Source organism: Pseudomonas sp. COW5, from assembly GCF_026240005.1.
Lineage (GTDB): Bacteria > Pseudomonadota > Gammaproteobacteria > Pseudomonadales > Pseudomonadaceae > Aquipseudomonas > Aquipseudomonas kribbensis.
The window spans coordinates 5,948,913-5,964,481 of the sequence record NZ_JAPHVP010000001.1 but is presented as its reverse complement, the minus strand read 5'-3'; the positions used below and the strand labels follow the sequence as shown (position 1 = coordinate 5,964,481).

Annotated in this window: 13 protein-coding genes and 1 pseudogene; 9 read left to right on the top strand and 5 right to left on the bottom strand. The window is 61.7% G+C overall.

Features of this window, described 5'->3' with window-relative positions:
- Positions 1-54 precede the first annotated feature (54 nt).
- Both OQ248_RS27195 and OQ248_RS27190 read right to left on the bottom strand, forming a co-directional pair.
- Complete coding sequence (locus tag OQ248_RS27195; RefSeq protein WP_265814745.1) at positions 55-1,452, bottom strand: ATP-binding protein; 1,398 nt, start codon at positions 1,450-1,452, stop codon at positions 55-57.
- A complete protein-coding gene (locus OQ248_RS27190) occupies positions 1,449-2,111 on the bottom strand; it encodes a response regulator (RefSeq protein WP_119429240.1) in 663 nt (220 codons plus the stop codon). The genes OQ248_RS27195 and OQ248_RS27190 overlap by 4 nt, the downstream gene beginning before the upstream one ends.
- 170 nt (positions 2,112-2,281) lie before the next feature.
- Between OQ248_RS27190 and OQ248_RS27185 the strand changes: the two genes are divergently transcribed.
- From OQ248_RS27185 to OQ248_RS27165, 5 genes are read left to right on the top strand one after another with little or no spacing between them, the layout of a single operon-like run.
- Positions 2,282-2,548, top strand: coding sequence for a PepSY domain-containing protein (locus OQ248_RS27185; protein WP_114882494.1), 267 nt, complete (start codon positions 2,282-2,284; stop codon positions 2,546-2,548).
- Positions 2,548-3,093, top strand: a complete 546-nt coding sequence (locus OQ248_RS27180) for a cytochrome b/b6 domain-containing protein (RefSeq protein ID WP_265814744.1) — start codon at positions 2,548-2,550, stop codon at positions 3,091-3,093. Before OQ248_RS27185 ends, OQ248_RS27180 begins: the two co-directional genes overlap by 1 nt.
- Positions 3,094-3,144: 51 nt before the next feature.
- Positions 3,145-4,440 carry a sialidase family protein gene (locus OQ248_RS27175; protein WP_265814743.1) on the top strand — a complete coding sequence of 432 codons (1,296 nt, stop codon included), beginning with the start codon at positions 3,145-3,147 and terminating at the stop codon, positions 4,438-4,440.
- Positions 4,440-5,042 (top strand): hypothetical protein, encoded by a 603-nt coding sequence (locus OQ248_RS27170; protein ID WP_265814742.1) that lies wholly within the window; start codon positions 4,440-4,442, stop codon positions 5,040-5,042. Before OQ248_RS27175 ends, OQ248_RS27170 begins: the two co-directional genes overlap by 1 nt.
- Before the next feature lie 3 nt (positions 5,043-5,045).
- Positions 5,046-7,079 carry an LTA synthase family protein gene (locus OQ248_RS27165; RefSeq protein ID WP_265814741.1) on the top strand — a complete coding sequence of 678 codons (2,034 nt, stop codon included), beginning with the start codon at positions 5,046-5,048 and terminating at the stop codon, positions 7,077-7,079.
- 44 nt (positions 7,080-7,123) lie between these two features.
- On the opposite strand, the gene OQ248_RS27160 is transcribed toward OQ248_RS27165, so the two are convergent.
- Positions 7,124-8,806, bottom strand: a complete 1,683-nt coding sequence (locus OQ248_RS27160; protein ID WP_265814740.1) for an MFS transporter — start codon at positions 8,804-8,806, stop codon at positions 7,124-7,126.
- A gap of 457 nt (positions 8,807-9,263) precedes the next feature.
- Here OQ248_RS27160 and OQ248_RS27155 point away from each other — a divergent pair.
- A pseudogene (locus OQ248_RS27155) lies at positions 9,264-9,407 on the top strand (F0F1 ATP synthase subunit beta); the annotation flags it as partial.
- An 89-nt stretch (positions 9,408-9,496) separates the two neighbouring features.
- Here OQ248_RS27155 and OQ248_RS27150 read toward each other — a convergent pair.
- On the bottom strand, positions 9,497-9,880 hold the full coding sequence (locus OQ248_RS27150) for a DUF6124 family protein (protein ID WP_265814739.1): 384 nt from the start codon (positions 9,878-9,880) through the stop codon (positions 9,497-9,499).
- Between the two features lie 506 nt (positions 9,881-10,386).
- Here OQ248_RS27150 and OQ248_RS27145 point away from each other — a divergent pair.
- Together OQ248_RS27145 and OQ248_RS27140 are read left to right on the top strand one after the other, a co-directional pair.
- The gene (locus tag OQ248_RS27145; protein WP_065261325.1) at positions 10,387-10,767 is read left to right on the top strand and encodes a RidA family protein; all 381 of its coding nucleotides are present in this window, start codon (positions 10,387-10,389) and stop codon (positions 10,765-10,767) included.
- A gap of 126 nt (positions 10,768-10,893) precedes the next feature.
- The gene (locus OQ248_RS27140) at positions 10,894-12,882 is read left to right on the top strand and encodes a U32 family peptidase (RefSeq protein ID WP_265814738.1); all 1,989 of its coding nucleotides are present in this window, start codon (positions 10,894-10,896) and stop codon (positions 12,880-12,882) included.
- A 74-nt stretch (positions 12,883-12,956) separates the two neighbouring features.
- On the opposite strand, the gene OQ248_RS27135 is transcribed toward OQ248_RS27140, so the two are convergent.
- On the bottom strand, positions 12,957-14,267 hold the full coding sequence (locus OQ248_RS27135; RefSeq protein ID WP_265814737.1) for an MFS transporter: 1,311 nt from the start codon (positions 14,265-14,267) through the stop codon (positions 12,957-12,959).
- A 382-nt stretch (positions 14,268-14,649) separates the two neighbouring features.
- Between OQ248_RS27135 and yddG the strand changes: the two genes are divergently transcribed.
- The gene (yddG, locus tag OQ248_RS27130) at positions 14,650-15,549 is read left to right on the top strand and encodes an aromatic amino acid DMT transporter YddG (protein WP_279309479.1); all 900 of its coding nucleotides are present in this window, start codon (positions 14,650-14,652) and stop codon (positions 15,547-15,549) included.
- Positions 15,550-15,569 lie beyond the last annotated feature (20 nt).

Here is a 15,569-nt window from a genome sequence, read left to right as displayed (position 1 = left end):
AGGTTACTCCCCAACGAAGGCCCGGATCATAGGCAGGCAAACATGAAAATTTCGTTAAATGCTTTGCGCGGTTTCCGGGGATCCCGGAGGGATTCGTAATTCGGCGCACAGCCCGCCTTCAGGCCGGTTGTACAGCTGCAAGGTGCTGCCGATCTTGCTTACGATCATCTGCACGATGGCCAATCCCAGACCCGCACCATTGGCGTGACCCTCGCTGTAGAAGCGTTCGAACAACCGCGCATATTGCTGCTCATCGATGCCGGGGCCGGCATCTTCGACGCTGATCGACACCGAACCGCAGGCCTGTGGCTGCACCTGAACTCGCACCTCGCTGCCGGGCGGGGCGAAGTTCAGCGCATTGGTTACCAGATTTTGCAGAGCGATGGCCAACGCCACCGGATCGGTGTCGACCGGGCAGTGATGATCGCTGTCGAGGATCAGTTCGACGTCTTTTTCCAGGGCCAGCGGTGTCAGCTCGGCCAGTTCCTCGCGCACCAGTGCGGTCAGTTCGACGCGGGCGTTTTGCGGGGATGCCAGACGCGGTTCGATGCGCGCCATGGTCAGCAACTGGCTGGCGATACGCGTGGCGCGGTCCACGGCGCTGACCAGAAACTCCAGCGCTTCCTCCCGTTGTTGCGGGGTGTTGGCCAACTGCGCGTTCTGCGCATGAATCCGCAGGATCGCCAGCGGCGTGCGCAGCTCGTGGGCGGCATCGGCGATAAAGCGTCGCTCACGGGCCAGCAGGTTGTCGATCTGTTGCAACAGGCTGTTGAGCGCGGTCTGCATCGGTTCCAGATCCTGGGGCAGGGGGCTCAGGTGCAGGGGTTTCAGGGTATCGGTGTCACGGCCGCGAATCGATTGGGCCATGGCCCGCAACGGCTGCAAACCCCAGCCGATGGCCAGCCAGATCAAAATGGTCAGCAGCGGCACGCCGATCAGGCTCGGCCACAGGGTATGGCCGACGATGCGGGTGATCAGGTCCTGGCGGATGTCGTCGCGTTCACCGACCCAGATCAACAGGCCTTGGCGTGGGTCCTGGAGCAGGAAGGCGCACCAGTCGCGACCGTTCTCCATCAGGTCATGGGCGCCGAGGGTGGCGGGCGGTGCATCCAGAATCGGCGCTTCGGCCGAGCGCATCAGCAACTGGCCGTCATTGCGCCAGACCTGAAAGGTCAGCCGCGTCTCGTAGGGATGCGCCGCCTCGCCATCGCCGTCACCGTCCCGGCTCATCGCCTCGTCGAAGGCCTGATGCAGGCGCTCCCAATCGTTGTCGCCGGGTGCGCGCTGGGCCAGCACGCCTTGCAGCAGGCGAGCGCTTTGCGCCAGTTGAGCGTCGTAGATTTCTTCGATTTCGTGGTGGCTGTAGCGCAACACTGCCCAGCTGATCAGCACATCGCCGAGCAACACCAGAAACAGCACCGGCAGCAGAATCCGCGCGCGAATCGAGTTCATGGCTTGAGCTCCACGACGTAACCCACGCCGCGCACGGTGCGGATCAACTCGGCGGAAAGCTTCTTGCGCAGGTTATGGATCAGCACTTCCAGGGTGTTGCTTTCGACCCGTTCCTGCCAGCCGTACAAGGTGCGCGACAGGCGCTCGCGGGTGACAACCTTGCCGGGGCGGGCCATCAGTTGATGCAACAGTTGATATTCCATCGGCGTGACCACCACCGTGCTGCCGCGCCAGGTGACTTGCTGGCTGATCGGGTCGAGGCAGACGCCGGCGTGTTCCAGCACCGGTTGCGCACGGCCCTGACTGCGCCGCAGCAAGGCACGGATGCGCGCCTTGAGCTCATCGACATCGAACGGCTTTACCAGATAATCGTCAGCGCCGGCGTCCAGCCCGGCGATGCGTTCGGCGGTGCCGTCGCGGGCGGTGAGGATCAGCACCGGCAAATCATGCTGGCTGGCGCGCAATTGTTGCAGCAGCGCCAGGCCGTCGAGCCTTGGCAGGCCGAGGTCGAGCAGCAACAGATCGAAGCTTTCGCTGCGCAACGCATGCAGCGCGCTGACGCCATCCTGCAACCAGTCGAGGGTGTAACCCTCATTGCTCAGGGCGACGCGGATGCCCTGGCCGAGGGCGCGGTCATCTTCGACCAGAAGTAGGCGCATGTCATTTTCTCTGTGGGAAATCGGGCGCGTGTCCGGCGGCATCATGCCGCTCGCCTGGCTGCCGTGGCAGCCCCTGTGCTGGCGAAGATGTTACGACTCGTTGCCAACTAAGCTTTCGTTAAGCTTGGTTTTGCACAGTGAGGCCTTTCCCATCCAGCGAGAGTGCTTCCATGCGCAAACTTGTGCTGTTGTCCCTGATTGTCGCCAGCCCCCTGGCCGTCGCCGGCCCGCAATGCACCACGGCCGAACGTTCGCAGTGGCAGGACCAGAAGGCGTTTCAGGAACAGCTGAAATCCCAGGGTTACGAAATCAGCAAGTTCAAGGTCACCGACGGCAACTGCTACGAGATCTACGGCTTCGACAAGGACAAGCGCAAGGTCGAGATCTACCACGACCCGGTCAGCGGCAAAGCGGTGAAAACCGAGATCAAGGGCTGATGCCACGCGAGTCCCTGCGCCTCTGGGACCCGGTGGTGCGGGTGTTTCACCTGTCCATCGCCGGGGTCTTTGCCGCCAACTACTTCTTCAATGAAGCCGGTGACGACTGGCATGTCTGGCTCGGTTATTACGCCATGGGCTGGCTGCTGGTGCGTCTGGTGTGGGGATTCGTCGGGCCGCGCAGTGCGCGCTGGTCGGACTTCTGGCCGACGCCGTCAAGGCTCGCGGCCCATGCCCGGTCGCTGATCGCCGGGCGGCCCGAGCATCGTCTCGGGCATTCGCCGATCGGTGCGCTGGTGATGATCTCGATGCTGCTGGCGCTGCTGACGGTCGGCGTCAGTGGCTGGGCCATGGAAGAAGTCGATGCCCTGTGGGGCGCCGACTGGCCGCTGCAAGTCCACGAAACCGCCGCCGATGCCTTGTTGGCGCTGGTCATCGTGCACATCGCGGCGGCGCTGTTTGAAAGTGTTCAAGTGCGCGACAACCTGCCGTTGTCGATGCTCACCGGGCGCCGGCGCCGTTTGCCGGACGATCCGGGCCCGTGACAGGGATGTCCTTTCGATGGTTTGCCATCTCGTAACTGCCATGAGCTGCCTATGCGTGCCTTGTCCTTTCGTTTGAGATTCATCGTCGCCGGTCTTGTCGTGAGCCTGATTTTTATCGCGGCGTGGCGCAGTCACCCGGAGCATGTGCTGGCGCCGTTCGCGGTTGAAACGCCTGCCGCTCAGGCTTCGGCCAATGCGGCCGAGCCGATGTACAGCAGCCGTTTCGTGTCCTCGGAACTGGATGATTTCGTGCACTCGTCTTCGCTCACCGCGCTGCCCGGCGGCGACCTGATGGCCGTGTGGTTCGCCGGCTCCCGCGAAGGCGCCGCCGACGTGCAGATCCGCACCGCGCGCTACGACGCCAAAACGGCGGAGTGGGGCGCCGAACAGGTGTTGGCCACCCGCGAATCCACCGTCGCCGGCACCCAGCGCTACATCCGCAAACTCGGTAATCCGGTGATTGCCCTCGCGCCGGATCAGCGTTTGTGGATGTTCTATGTCTCGGTATCCGTGGGCGGCTGGGCCACCAGTGCGATCAACGTGATGGTCTCCAATGACCTGGGGCGCAACTGGACGGCGCCGCGACAGCTGATCACCTCGCCGTTCTTCAACATCAGCACGCTGGTGCGCGCTGCGCCGGTGTTCCATGCCGATGGTTCGATTGGGCTGCCGGTGTATCACGAGTTCATGGGCAAGTTCGCCGAGTACCTGTACCTGAGCGCGGATGGCGCGGTGATCGACAAATTCCGCATCAGCCGGGGCAAGCATTCGTTGCAACCGACCATCGTGCCGCAGGACGAACGCCGCGCCGTGGCGATGCTGCGTTATGCCGGTGAAACCCATCACAAGGTGCTGGCCAGCCGCACCGAAGACGCCGGGCAGACCTGGAGCGAACCCTATCCGCTGGAACCGGCCAACCCCAACTCGTCGCTGGCGGCGGTGGGCACGGCTGATGACGGTTTGCTGGTGGCGCTCAATGACCTGCGCGACGGTCGCTTCAAGCTCAGCCTGTACGGCACCGATGCCAACCTCAACGACTGGCGCAACGTGATCGAACTTGACCAGTCCCCCGATCCCCTCGGCCAGCCGTTTGCGCCCGAGGCCTACAAGGCAATCATCGGCGAAGGCTTTCGCGCCTCCAGCGGCGCGCAGCGTTTGCCGCTGGAGCAGCGTTTCCTGAGCAACCTCGACTACCGCGTGTGCAAGCCCGAAGGCTGTGAATTCGAGTACGAATACCCGTATTTCAGCCGTGGCAGCGATGGTCTGTATCACCTGGTTTATTCCTGGAACAACACCTTCATTAAACATGTCAGCTTCAACGATGCCTGGCTGGCGGAGCGCCTGTGATGCTGTTTCTCTGGCAAGCCCATTTGAGTTTCATCCTGCTCGGTTTTGTTCTGCTGGGTTCCTTTCAATTCACCCAACGCTGGCGCCCGTGGCTGTTGCCGGCGCTGGCGCTGGTCAGCTTCATTCCGCTGGGCGGCCTGCCGCTGGCGGCGTATGTGCGCAGCTTTACCGATGATCTGGCGATTACCACGCTGGTGTTTCTTGGCTGGGCCGCGTTATTGCGCCTCGGCGTGGTTCCTCAACTGAAACCGCTGACACGGGGCCAGATTCTGGGACTTTTCGTGGTGCTGACGGCGCTGTTGTATCCGGCGACGATGGGCCTGACTTATGTCGATCCATACCGTTGGGGCTTCAATCCACGGCCGATGATCGTGGTTGTCGGGCTGGCGACTCTGGTGCTGTTGTGGCTGCGTAACTCGCTGGGTGTAGCGATGCTGGCACTGGCCACGTTGGCATTCGCACTGCGCCTCAAGCCTTCGGAAAACTACTGGGATTACCTGATCGACCCTTTGCTGGCGGGTTATTGCCTGATTGCCGGTTTCGCATTACTCGCCAAAGCAGCGTGGCAACACCTGCAATCCGAACGAACAACACAGAGGTAAACGATGGGGTGGTTGCAATCGCGTCGCCTGCGCTATGGCGTGGGCGCGACAGGTTTGGCGTTTTTGTTGTTTGCTTTGCTGCGGCTGGTGTTTTTGATCGGGTTCTCCGGGGTGGGTGCCGCGCAGTTCTTTGCCGACCCGCAATGGCTGCAAACCCTGGGCATCGGCTTTCGCTTCGACCTGAGGCTGGCGCTGTTGCTGGTGCTGCCATTGGCGGTGCTGGCGTGGCTGCCGCGCTGGAATCTGACCACGCTGCCGGTATTGCGTGGCGTGGCCCGGATTTATCTGCTGCTGGCGTTGGGTCTGATCGGTCTGGTGTACATCATCGATTTCGGCCATTACGCCTACCTCGGCGTGCGCATCAACGCCACGGTGCTGCGTTATCTGGACGATGCGCAGATCTCGCAGCAGATGGTTTGGGAAACCTATCCGGTGATCTGGATTGCGTTGGGCTGGCTCGCGGTTCTGGCGCTGTGGTTCTACGGTTTTGTGCGCCTTGAACGGTTGACCCTGGCCCGTGAACCTCAATTGATCCGCCGCAGCTCAGTCGCCGTGGGCGCAGGGCTCGTCGTGGTGGCCGTCCTGCTGGCGTTGTTGGGCAGGGTCGACAAGCTCAACCTGGAAAACCCGGTGCCGCTGCGCTGGAGCGATGCGTTCTTTTCCGGCAACGGACAGATCGCCGCCGTGGGCCTCAATCCGGTGCTGTTCCTCTACGACACGCTCAAGGCCGGGCAGGCGCAGTTCGACGAGGCGCAGGTGCGGGCGCATTACCCGGTGATTTCCCGTTATCTGGGGGTGGATCGTCCGGATGTGCAAAGCCTGGCGTTCGAACGCCGGCAATCCGTGCAGCCCTACAACGTCGCGGCGGAGCGAGCGCCGAATGTGATGTTCGTGATGCTTGAATCTTTGGGCACCAGCGCGGTGGGCGCATACGGAAACCCGTTAAATCCGACGCCCAATCTAGATCGGCTGGCAAACGAGAGCTGGTTTTTCAAACACTTCTACGTCCCGGTCACCGGCACCGCGAAAACCGTGTGGGCAAGCATCACCGGCGTCCCCGACGTCACCCGTCAGGAGACCGCAACCCGTCATCCGCTGATCACCAACCAGCACACGCTGATCAATGCCTTCACCGACTACCAGAAGCTCTACATGATCGGCGGCAACGCCGGTTGGGCCAACATCAACGCGCTGATCCAGCAAAGCATCGACGGTGTGCGCCTCTACGAAGAGCGCGACTGGCGTTCGCCTCGGGTGGATGTGTGGGGGATTTCCGATCTGGACCTGTTCAAGGAAGGCGATGAGATCTTGCGCGCACTGCCCAAGGACAAACCGTTCTTCGCCTACGTGCAAACCTCCGGCAATCACAGGCCGTTTACCATCCCCAAAGACAACGACGGCTTCGAGGTCAGCAATCTGTCGCTGGAGCAGGTGCAAAACGCCGGCTCACGCAGCGTCGAGCAATACAACGCGGTGCGGCTGCTGGACTTCAATATCGGTCGCCTGATGGAACTGGCCAAGGCCGGCGGCTATTACGACAACACGATTTTTGTGTTCTTCGGCGACCACAACACGCGCATCAGCCGCATCCCGCACATGCCGGCGGCGTTCGAACAACTGGGGCTGGAAAGCAACCATGTGCCGATGCTGATTCATGCGCCGGGGCTGCTCAAGCCGAAGGTGATCGAAGAGGCGGTGGGGCTTGCCGATCTGCTGCCAACGGTGGCGGGCATGGCCGGCGTGGCTTTCGAGAGCGGCGCCATGGGCCGCGACCTGCAGCAACCGGCGCCCGAAGGCGAGCGGGTGGTGCCGCTGGTGTTGCGCGAAGGGACGTTCCCGCTGATCGGCGGGGTGACCAAGGATCACTTGCTGCAAATGCAACACGATGGCAGCGCGCCGACGTTGCATGACCTGAAATCGGCGACACCGCTGGAGAACGTCGCCGACGCGCATCCCGAGGAGTTTCAACGGCTGGTCGAGCTGACCCGGGGGCTGCACGAAAGCGCACGGCTGATGCTGTATCGCAACGTGCGTTGAAACGAGCGGCGGCCCTCTCTCGAGGAAAAAGGGCCGCCCCGGTTTCAGGTGTGATGGATGTCGCGATCCTTGGTTTCCGGCATGAAGAAGATGCCGAGAATCGCCGTCATCACCGCGATGACAATCGGGTACCACAGGCCGTAGTAGATGTCCCCGGTGGCCGCAACCATGGCGAATGCCACGGTCGGCAGGAACCCGCCGAACCAGCCGTTGCCGATGTGGTAGGGCAGCGACATCGAGGTGTAGCGGATACGCGCCGGGAACAACTCGACCAGCCATGCCGCAATCGGGCCGTAAACCATGGTTACGTAGATCACCAGCACGGTCAGCAGGAGCAGCACCATCGGGTAATTGGTCTTGGCCGGATCAGCCTTTTCCGGGTAACCGGCTTCTTTCAGCGCAGTGCCTAGGCTGGCGGTGAAAGCGTCGTTGCGAGTCTTGAAGTCGGCGGCCGGCATGGCAGTGCCTTCGAAACTTTCGATGACCTTGTCGCCAATGCGCACCTGGGCCACGGTGCCCGGTTCCGCCACCACGTTTTCGTACGGGATCGCCCGTTTGGCCAGGATGGTTTTCGCCAGGTCGCAGGAACTGGTGAATCTGGCCTTGCCCACCGGATCGAACTGGAACGAGCACTGGTCAGGGCTGGCGACCACTTTGACCGGGTTCTTTTCCTGAGCGATGAAGACGTCGGGGTTACCGTACTGGGTCAGCGCATGGAAGATCGGGAAGTAGGTCACCGCCGCCAGAATGCACCCGGCCATGATGATGCCCTTGCGCCCGATGCGATCGGACAGGCTGCCGAAAATCACAAAGAACGGCGTACCGATCAGCAGTGAGCCGGCGATCAGCAGATTGGCGGTCTGCGGGTCGATTTTCAGGGTTTGCAGCAGGAAAAACAGCGCGTAGAACTGCCCGGTGTACCAGACCACCGCTTGCCCTGCGGTGCCGCCGAGCAGGGCCATGATCACGATTTTCAGGTTGTCCCAACGGGCGAAGGACTCGGTCAGCGGCGCCTTCGACGCCTTGCCTTCGGCCTTCATTTTCATGAACACCGGCGACTCGTTCAGTTGCAGACGGATGTACACCGACACCGCCAGCAGCAGGATCGACAGCAGGAACGGAATCCGCCAGCCCCAGGCCTCGAACGCCTCGGTGCCCAACGCGGTGCGGCAGGCCAGAATCACCAGCAGCGACAGAAACAGCCCCAGTGTCGCGGTGGTCTGAATCCACGAAGTGAAATACCCGCGCTTGCCCTTCGGCGCATGCTCGGCCACATACGTCGCCGCGCCGCCGTATTCACCACCCAGCGCCAGACCTTGCAGCAGCCGCAGGGTAATCAGAATGATCGGCGCCGCGACCCCGATGGTCGCGTAACCCGGCAGGAACCCCACAATCGCCGTCGACACACCCATGATCACAATCGTGATCAGAAACGTGTGCTTACGCCCGATCATGTCACCCAGCCGCCCGAACACCACCGCCCCGAACGGCCGCACCGCAAAACCGGCGGCGAAGGCGAGCAGGGCGAAGATGAAGGAGGTGGTCTCGTTGACCCCGGCAAAGAAGTGCTTGGCGATGATCGCGGCGAGCGAGCCGTAGAGGTAAAAGTCGTACCACTCGAAGACCGTGCCGAGGGACGACGCGAAGATGACCTTGCGCTCCTCCTTGCTGACACTGTGGTGCGGATGCGGCGCACTGCCGGTGGACATGCTGTCGAGTACGGCCATGGGTGTTCTCCGTCGTGCTTGTTGTTATAGGCCGGAGCACTTCATCAACGTCGCGTACCCGTGGCCTTTGGCTGGTGCTGGAGCAGGTGGTTCGTGGAGCGTGCACAGACTCTCGACCTCGCGGGAGGGCGGGGTTTCTTTGAGCATAATTGGGATTGGGGGGATATCCAGTTGGGGGAGGGGGGCGGGCTGCCAGCGAAAAGAAGAAACAGTGATGGCTGCAATTTCCAATGAATATAAAAAACTGGCATTTCTGACAGTGGATTTGCAGAGGTGGAAGCGCAAGTATGATTTTGGCTCAAGTTCTTAAGAGCTAAGAACAGAGTGCAAAGGGCACGGATCTATTAATGGAATTCAAGGAGGCGCGGCAATGGCTACTAAAACGCTTTTGGTCACGGACTTGCCTGAGGGGGCGACGCCTGACAGTGTCAAGGCTGTAATTCAACGCAAATATAAAGTGCAGGTGTTAGAGATGGGATCTATTAGTCGTAAGGGTAGCATTACGTCAGTACAGGCTATCTATGTTCCCGCAGATGATTTAACTGACCCCCCTCCCGCTACGACTTTTGCATACTTGGACGCTACAACAGTTTTGTCGCGGTGAGTTCGCTGGAGCCAAAGGAATAATAGGGGGAACTGTTTTTAAACCGTCCCCCTAAATAGCAGTGAAATGAGTCCTGTAGCTACGGATTATTCCGTCGGCACAACTTTATCCAACACCCGATTCACCGCCAGCTCCGCCAGCATCACAACCTGCGCAATCCCCTGCGCGGTCTTGCGGTGGGGGCCCTGGAGCAGGTCGGCGAAGTTGTGCAGCATGACGTTGGCCGATCCGAGGGTTTCGACGGCGTCGGCGAGCAGGGATTCGTTGTTGCTGGCCGGGTTGGCCTGGTAGAGGCGGTTGGGGGAGTAGGGCGCGGCCATCATGTGGGCTGTCATCGGGCCGAGGTGGTAGTCGAGGGCGCGGTTGGCGGCTTCGTTGAATTTCTTGGAGTCAGGGCATTCGTAGGGGGAGGTTGGGTCGGTGATGCTGGCCGGTTCGGTGACCGGGGGATTTGGAGTTGCTTTGAACATGCGATCTTCCTTTTAAAGTAGAGCCGCAACCTGTTCGCTGCTAAACGAAGGGGGTGGCAGCTGTGCGCAAGTTAGCAGACCGGAAGGAAGACCAAACCCGGCGCACCCGAAGATGCCATGCACACAGCTACCATCAAGCGCAGGTGAATACCTGACTGATGATGCCAATGCAACCGTAAGTCCATCCTGTCCGGGCTGCTAAACCCGATCACTGCGAATCAGTGACCCGATCCAAGTTACCGGCCGACCCCAAGGCGCACAAGCCGGCGGATTCTGGCGTAGCCGTAGGCTCTGGCGCAAGGATTTGTGGGCAATTGCGCGTAACTTCAGGTGTCTTTAAACACACGCATCGAAACGTGTTTGGCGGCCAACAAAACACACTGAAACATCCGTCAGAAACCACCCCGAAAACCACCATGGCTTCAAACCCGCCGCCGTGTCTGTAAACTGGCCGCCCGAAACGGCGCGCGATGGCGCCGTCCTCACTGCCAGCGAAGGACTTTCCCATGGCCAACCAAGACATCACCTACACCCCGGACCCGGATGCAGACTCGATCTCTTCGGACGTGACCGAATTCAACGGCATCCTGATGTCGACCCAGATCCCGACCCGTGCCGATGGCAGCCTGGAACTGGGCGACGTCACCGCGCAAAGCGAATGCACGTTGCAGGCGCTGAAAGTGGCTCTGGAAAAGGCCGGCAGTTCGATGGACCGCGTGCTGCACCTGACCATTTACCTGACCGACATGGCTGATCGCGCTGCGTTCAACGAGGTGTACAAGCGCTTCTTCGCCAAGCCTTGGCCGGTGCGTGCGGCGGTTGGCGTGGCGGCGCTGGCGGTTGAAGGGATGAAGGTGGAAGTCACCGCGATGGCCGCCAAGGCCTGAGTTTGCGGTTTGGTTTGGCAGTTCTGCCCTGAGCAGGGCTGCCACCCGGCAGCACAGGCGTGCCGCCCACGCGTTTCGCGGCTACAATGCGCGCCTCGACCGTGACAGCCTGACTAAAAACTATATATGTCCTTGCCCAAACATCACCTGGAACTGCTCAGCCCCGCCCGTGACGTGGCCATCGCCCGCGAGGCCATCCTGCATGGCGCCGACGCGGTGTACATCGGCGGCCCGAGCTTCGGTGCGCGCCACAATGCGTGCAACGAGGTGAGCGAAATCGCCGAACTGGTGGAATTTGCCCGTCGCTATCACGCGCGCATCTTCACCACCATCAACACCATCCTGCACGACAACGAACTGGAGCCGGCACGCAAGCTGATCCATCAGTTGTACGACGCCGGCGTCGATGCGCTGATCGTCCAGGACCTGGGCGTGATGGAACTGGACATTCCACCCATCGAGCTGCACGCCAGCACCCAGACCGACATCCGTACCCTTGAGCGGGCCAAGTTCCTCGATCAGGCCGGTTTCTCGCAACTGGTTCTGGCCCGTGAACTGAACCTCAAGGAAATCCGCGCGATCGCCGATGAAACCGATGCCGCCATCGAGTTCTTCATCCACGGCGCGTTGTGCGTGGCGTTTTCCGGCCAGTGCAACATTTCCCACGCGCAGACCGGGCGCAGCGCCAACCGTGGCGACTGCTCCCAGGCCTGCCGCCTGCCGTACACCCTGAAAGACGAAAAGGGTGGCGTGATCGCCTACGAAAAACACCTGCTGTCGATGAAGGACAACAACCAGAGCGCCAACATCCGCGCGCTGGTCGAGGCCGGTGTGCGTTCGTTCAAGATCGAAGGTCGCTACAAGGACATGGGCTATGTGAAGAACATCACCGCCTATTACCGCCAGCGCCTCGACGACGTGCTCAACGACCGCCCGGACCTGGCCCGCGCCTCCAGCGGCCGCACCGCGCATTTCTTCATGCCGGACCCGGAAAAGACCTTCCACCGTGGCAGCACCGACTACTTCGTCAGCGAGCGCAAGATCGACATCGGCGCGTTCGATTCGCCGACCTTCACCGGTCTGGCGGTGGGCACGGTCGAGAAAGTCGGCAAGCGTGACATGCAAGTGATCACCCACGAGCCGCTGTCCAACGGCGATGGCCTCAACGTGCTGGTCAAGCGCGAAGTGGTGGGTTTCCGCGCCAACATCGCCGAAGCCAAGGGCGAATTCGAGGAAGAAGGCGAGAAGCGCTACCGCTACCGCGTCGAGCCGAACGAAATGCCGGAAGGCCTGTACAAGCTGCGCCCGAACCACCCGCTGAACCGCAACCTCGACCACAACTGGCAGCAGGCCTTGCTCAAGACCTCCGCCGAGCGTCGTATCGGCGTGAGCTGGCTGGCGAAGCTGCGTGAAGAGCATCTGGAACTGACCGTGACCAGCGAAGAGGGCATCAGCGCCAGCGTCGCGCTGGACGGCCCTTTCGGCGTCGCCAACAAGCCGGAACGGGCGTTGGAGACCTTGCACGATCTGCTCGGCCAACTCGGCACCACCGAGTACCACGCGACCTCGATCAAACTGGATGCGCCGCAAGCGTTCTTCATCCCGAACTCGCAGCTCAAGTCGTTGCGCCGTGAAGTGATCGAAGCGCTGACCGCCGCCCGTGTTGCCGCTCACCCGCGCGGTTCGCGCAAGGCCGAGACCACGCCACCGCCGGTGTACCCGGAAGCGCATCTGTCGTTCCTGGCCAACGTCTACAACCAGAAGGCTCGCGACTTCTACCACCGTCACGGCGTGAAGTTGATCGACGCAGCGTACGAGGCCCACGAAGAAGAGGGCGAAGTGCCGGTGATGATCACCAAGCACTGCCTGCGGTTCTCCTTCAACCTGTGCCCGAAACAGGCCAAAGGCGTGACCGGCGTGAAAACTAAAGTCGCGCCGATGCAGCTGATCCACGGCGATGAAGTGCTGACCCTGAAGTTCGACTGCAAGCCGTGCGAGATGCACGTGATCGGCAAGATGAAGGGCCACATCCTGAATCTGCCGCAGCCGGGCAGTGTGGTGGGGCATATCAGCCCTGAAGACCTGATGAAGACCATTCCTCGGGCTCCGCACTGATTCAGAGGCTGCTGTGTGATAAATAAAAAAAACCGGTGACGAGAGTCACCGGTTTTTTATTGCCTGCCAGAAACTCAACTGGCTTCGTAGCGCGATGCCGTTGCTGGCGCTGCTTCGCCACTCAACGCATCGACCATTGGCGGATGGTCCTGCGCGGCCTGACGCAGATCTTCGGTCACCCGCAGCTCGGCGCCGGTCGGCGAGAAGGTCGCTGCCGCCGCAAACGGCGCCGGGTTGGCCGGCACCGGACGCTTGCCCCGGCGCCAGAAGAAGAACGTCACCATGGCCAGGTTGACCAGGGCGAAGGCCCAGAACAGGCCAGTTTCGCCGTGGGCGTTCATCGCCGGCGAAATCAGCAGCGGGCTCATCGCCGAGCCCAGCGAGTTGATCAGCAGCATGCCCTGAATCATCGGTACCAGCGTTTCAACCGGCGCACGGTCGGCAGCGTGGCTGACCGCGACCGGGTACAGCGCGAACACGCCTCCGCCCAGCAGGAACAACATCGCCGCGAGCATGGCCGAGGACAGCGGCACCAGCACGATCACCAGCGACAGCACGGTGCACGCGGCGCACAGCACCGTCAGCACTTGCAGGCGATCCTTGCGGTCGGACCAGCGCCCGACCGGGTATTGCAGGAGCATCGCGCCGAGGACCGTCCAGGCCATCATGCTGCCGACTTCGCCGACGTTCAGGCCGATGCGTTGCAGGTACAGCGGCAGCAGGGTGTAGATCGCCGCGATGGTGACGCCGGAGCCGAAGCAGCCGACCAGACCGGTGGGCGATACGCCGAGCAGCGCCCGTGGCTTGAGCGGTTCGACCTGTTCCAGCAATGGCGACACCCGCGGCAGGATCACGATCGGCAGCACCGACAGGGTCGCGAGCATGCCGGCGACCATGAACGGCGCGGTATCGCCCAGCCCGGTGATTTTCCCCAAGAACGCCTGACCCAGTACCCCGGCGCCGTAGAGGACGATCATGTACAGCGCCAGGAGGCGGCCGCGAATCTTCGCGTCACCGGCCAGCAGCAGCCAACTCTCGATCACCAGAAACACGCCGACCGTGGCCCAGCCGTTGATCAGGCGCAGCACGACCCAGCCCCAGGTGTCATAAAACAGGCCTTGCAGCAGGATGGTCGCGGCGATCAGCGAAGCGAAGCTGCTGTAGGCGCGGATATGGCCGATGCGCAGGATCAGCCGGTCGTTGAAGATCGCACCGAGCGTCAGGCCGATGAAATAGGCCGAGGACACGATGCCGATCATCGTCGCCGATTCGCCGGCCGCGCCCAGGCGCAGGGTGGTCAAGGAAGACAGAAAGCCGTTGCCCAGGGCAACAATGAACAGCCCGAGCAGGGGCGCCAGCGCCATGGCCAGCAAACGCGGTGTCATAAAAACCTCAAGTGATCGAACAGCGGAACGTGCGCCTCTGCGCATGCGAGTGCCAAGCCGAAGTGTGTTGAAGACAAACGACCGCCGAACGGGCAGGGCGATTGAGCCAGGCTGACTTCGTGAAAGTCGCCGGCTGTTCAAACCTGAGGGTTGTCATGGCTGCGGGCAGGCGCCGGTCGGGCGACTGCAAGAGGAGGCGCGATTTTAAGCCTTGTGCGGCGTTTGCCAAGGTGCCGGGCCTGCGACGTTGGGACGCAGGCCGGATCGATAAAGACAGGATCGATAACCCCAGCGCATTCATTGCCCGGATGAAAAGTTGCTGTATCGATCCGGTTTCCCTCGTTAGCCTGTGCGGTCGAATCGCGATATTGATCCAGAGGCAATGATGCAGATAAGAGGCGAGCGCGCCGCCACGGCGTGCGGGTTGTTGGCGATTGTGTTGTGGAGCACTGCCGCCGGGTTGATCAGGGGCGTCAGTGAGCATTTCGGCCCTCTGGGCGGGGCGGCGATGATTTACACCCTGGGGGCGATCCTGCTGGTGATGTTTCTCGGGCGGCCACGCCTTCGCTCCACGTCAACACTCTATCTCCTGCTCGGCAGTGCATTGTTCGTTGCCTATGAGGTGTGCCTGTCTTTGGCGCTGGGGTTTGCCAGTGACCGGCAACAGTCCATCGAACTGGGCGTGGTCAATTACCTGTGGCCGTGCTTGACCGTGGTGCTGGCGATCTTCATGAACGGGCAGAAGACCCGCTGGTTCATCGTTCCCGGCAGTGCGCTCGCGCTGTTTGGCATTCTCTGGGTGGTCAGCGGTCAGGGCCTGTCGTTGCCGGGGATCATCGCCAACGTCAATTCCAACCCGTTGAGTTACAGCCTGGCGCTGGCTTGTGCGATCACGTTTGCGCTGTATTGCAACGTCACGCGGCGCTACGCCAACGGGCAGAGTCTGGTGGTGCTGTTTTTCGTGCTGACGGCCATTGTGCTGTGGGTGAAGTGGGGCTTCAGCAATGAGCAGATTTCCGCCTTCACCCTGGGCAACTCCCTGGAACTGATCGCCACCGGCATCGCCATGGCCGGCGGATATGCGCTGTGGAACATCGGCATCCTGCGCGGCAATCTGACCTTGCTGGCCACCGCGTCCTACGGCGCACCAGTACTGTCGTCGGCGTTCGCCGCGCTGTGGCTGGGCGTCAGTTTGCAGATGCAGTTCTGGCAGGGCGCGGTGCTGGTGACTGTGGGGTCGTTGATCTGCTGGCAGGCGACGCGGCAACGTCAGATCTCCTGAAAAAACCGGCGTTGCCGCGA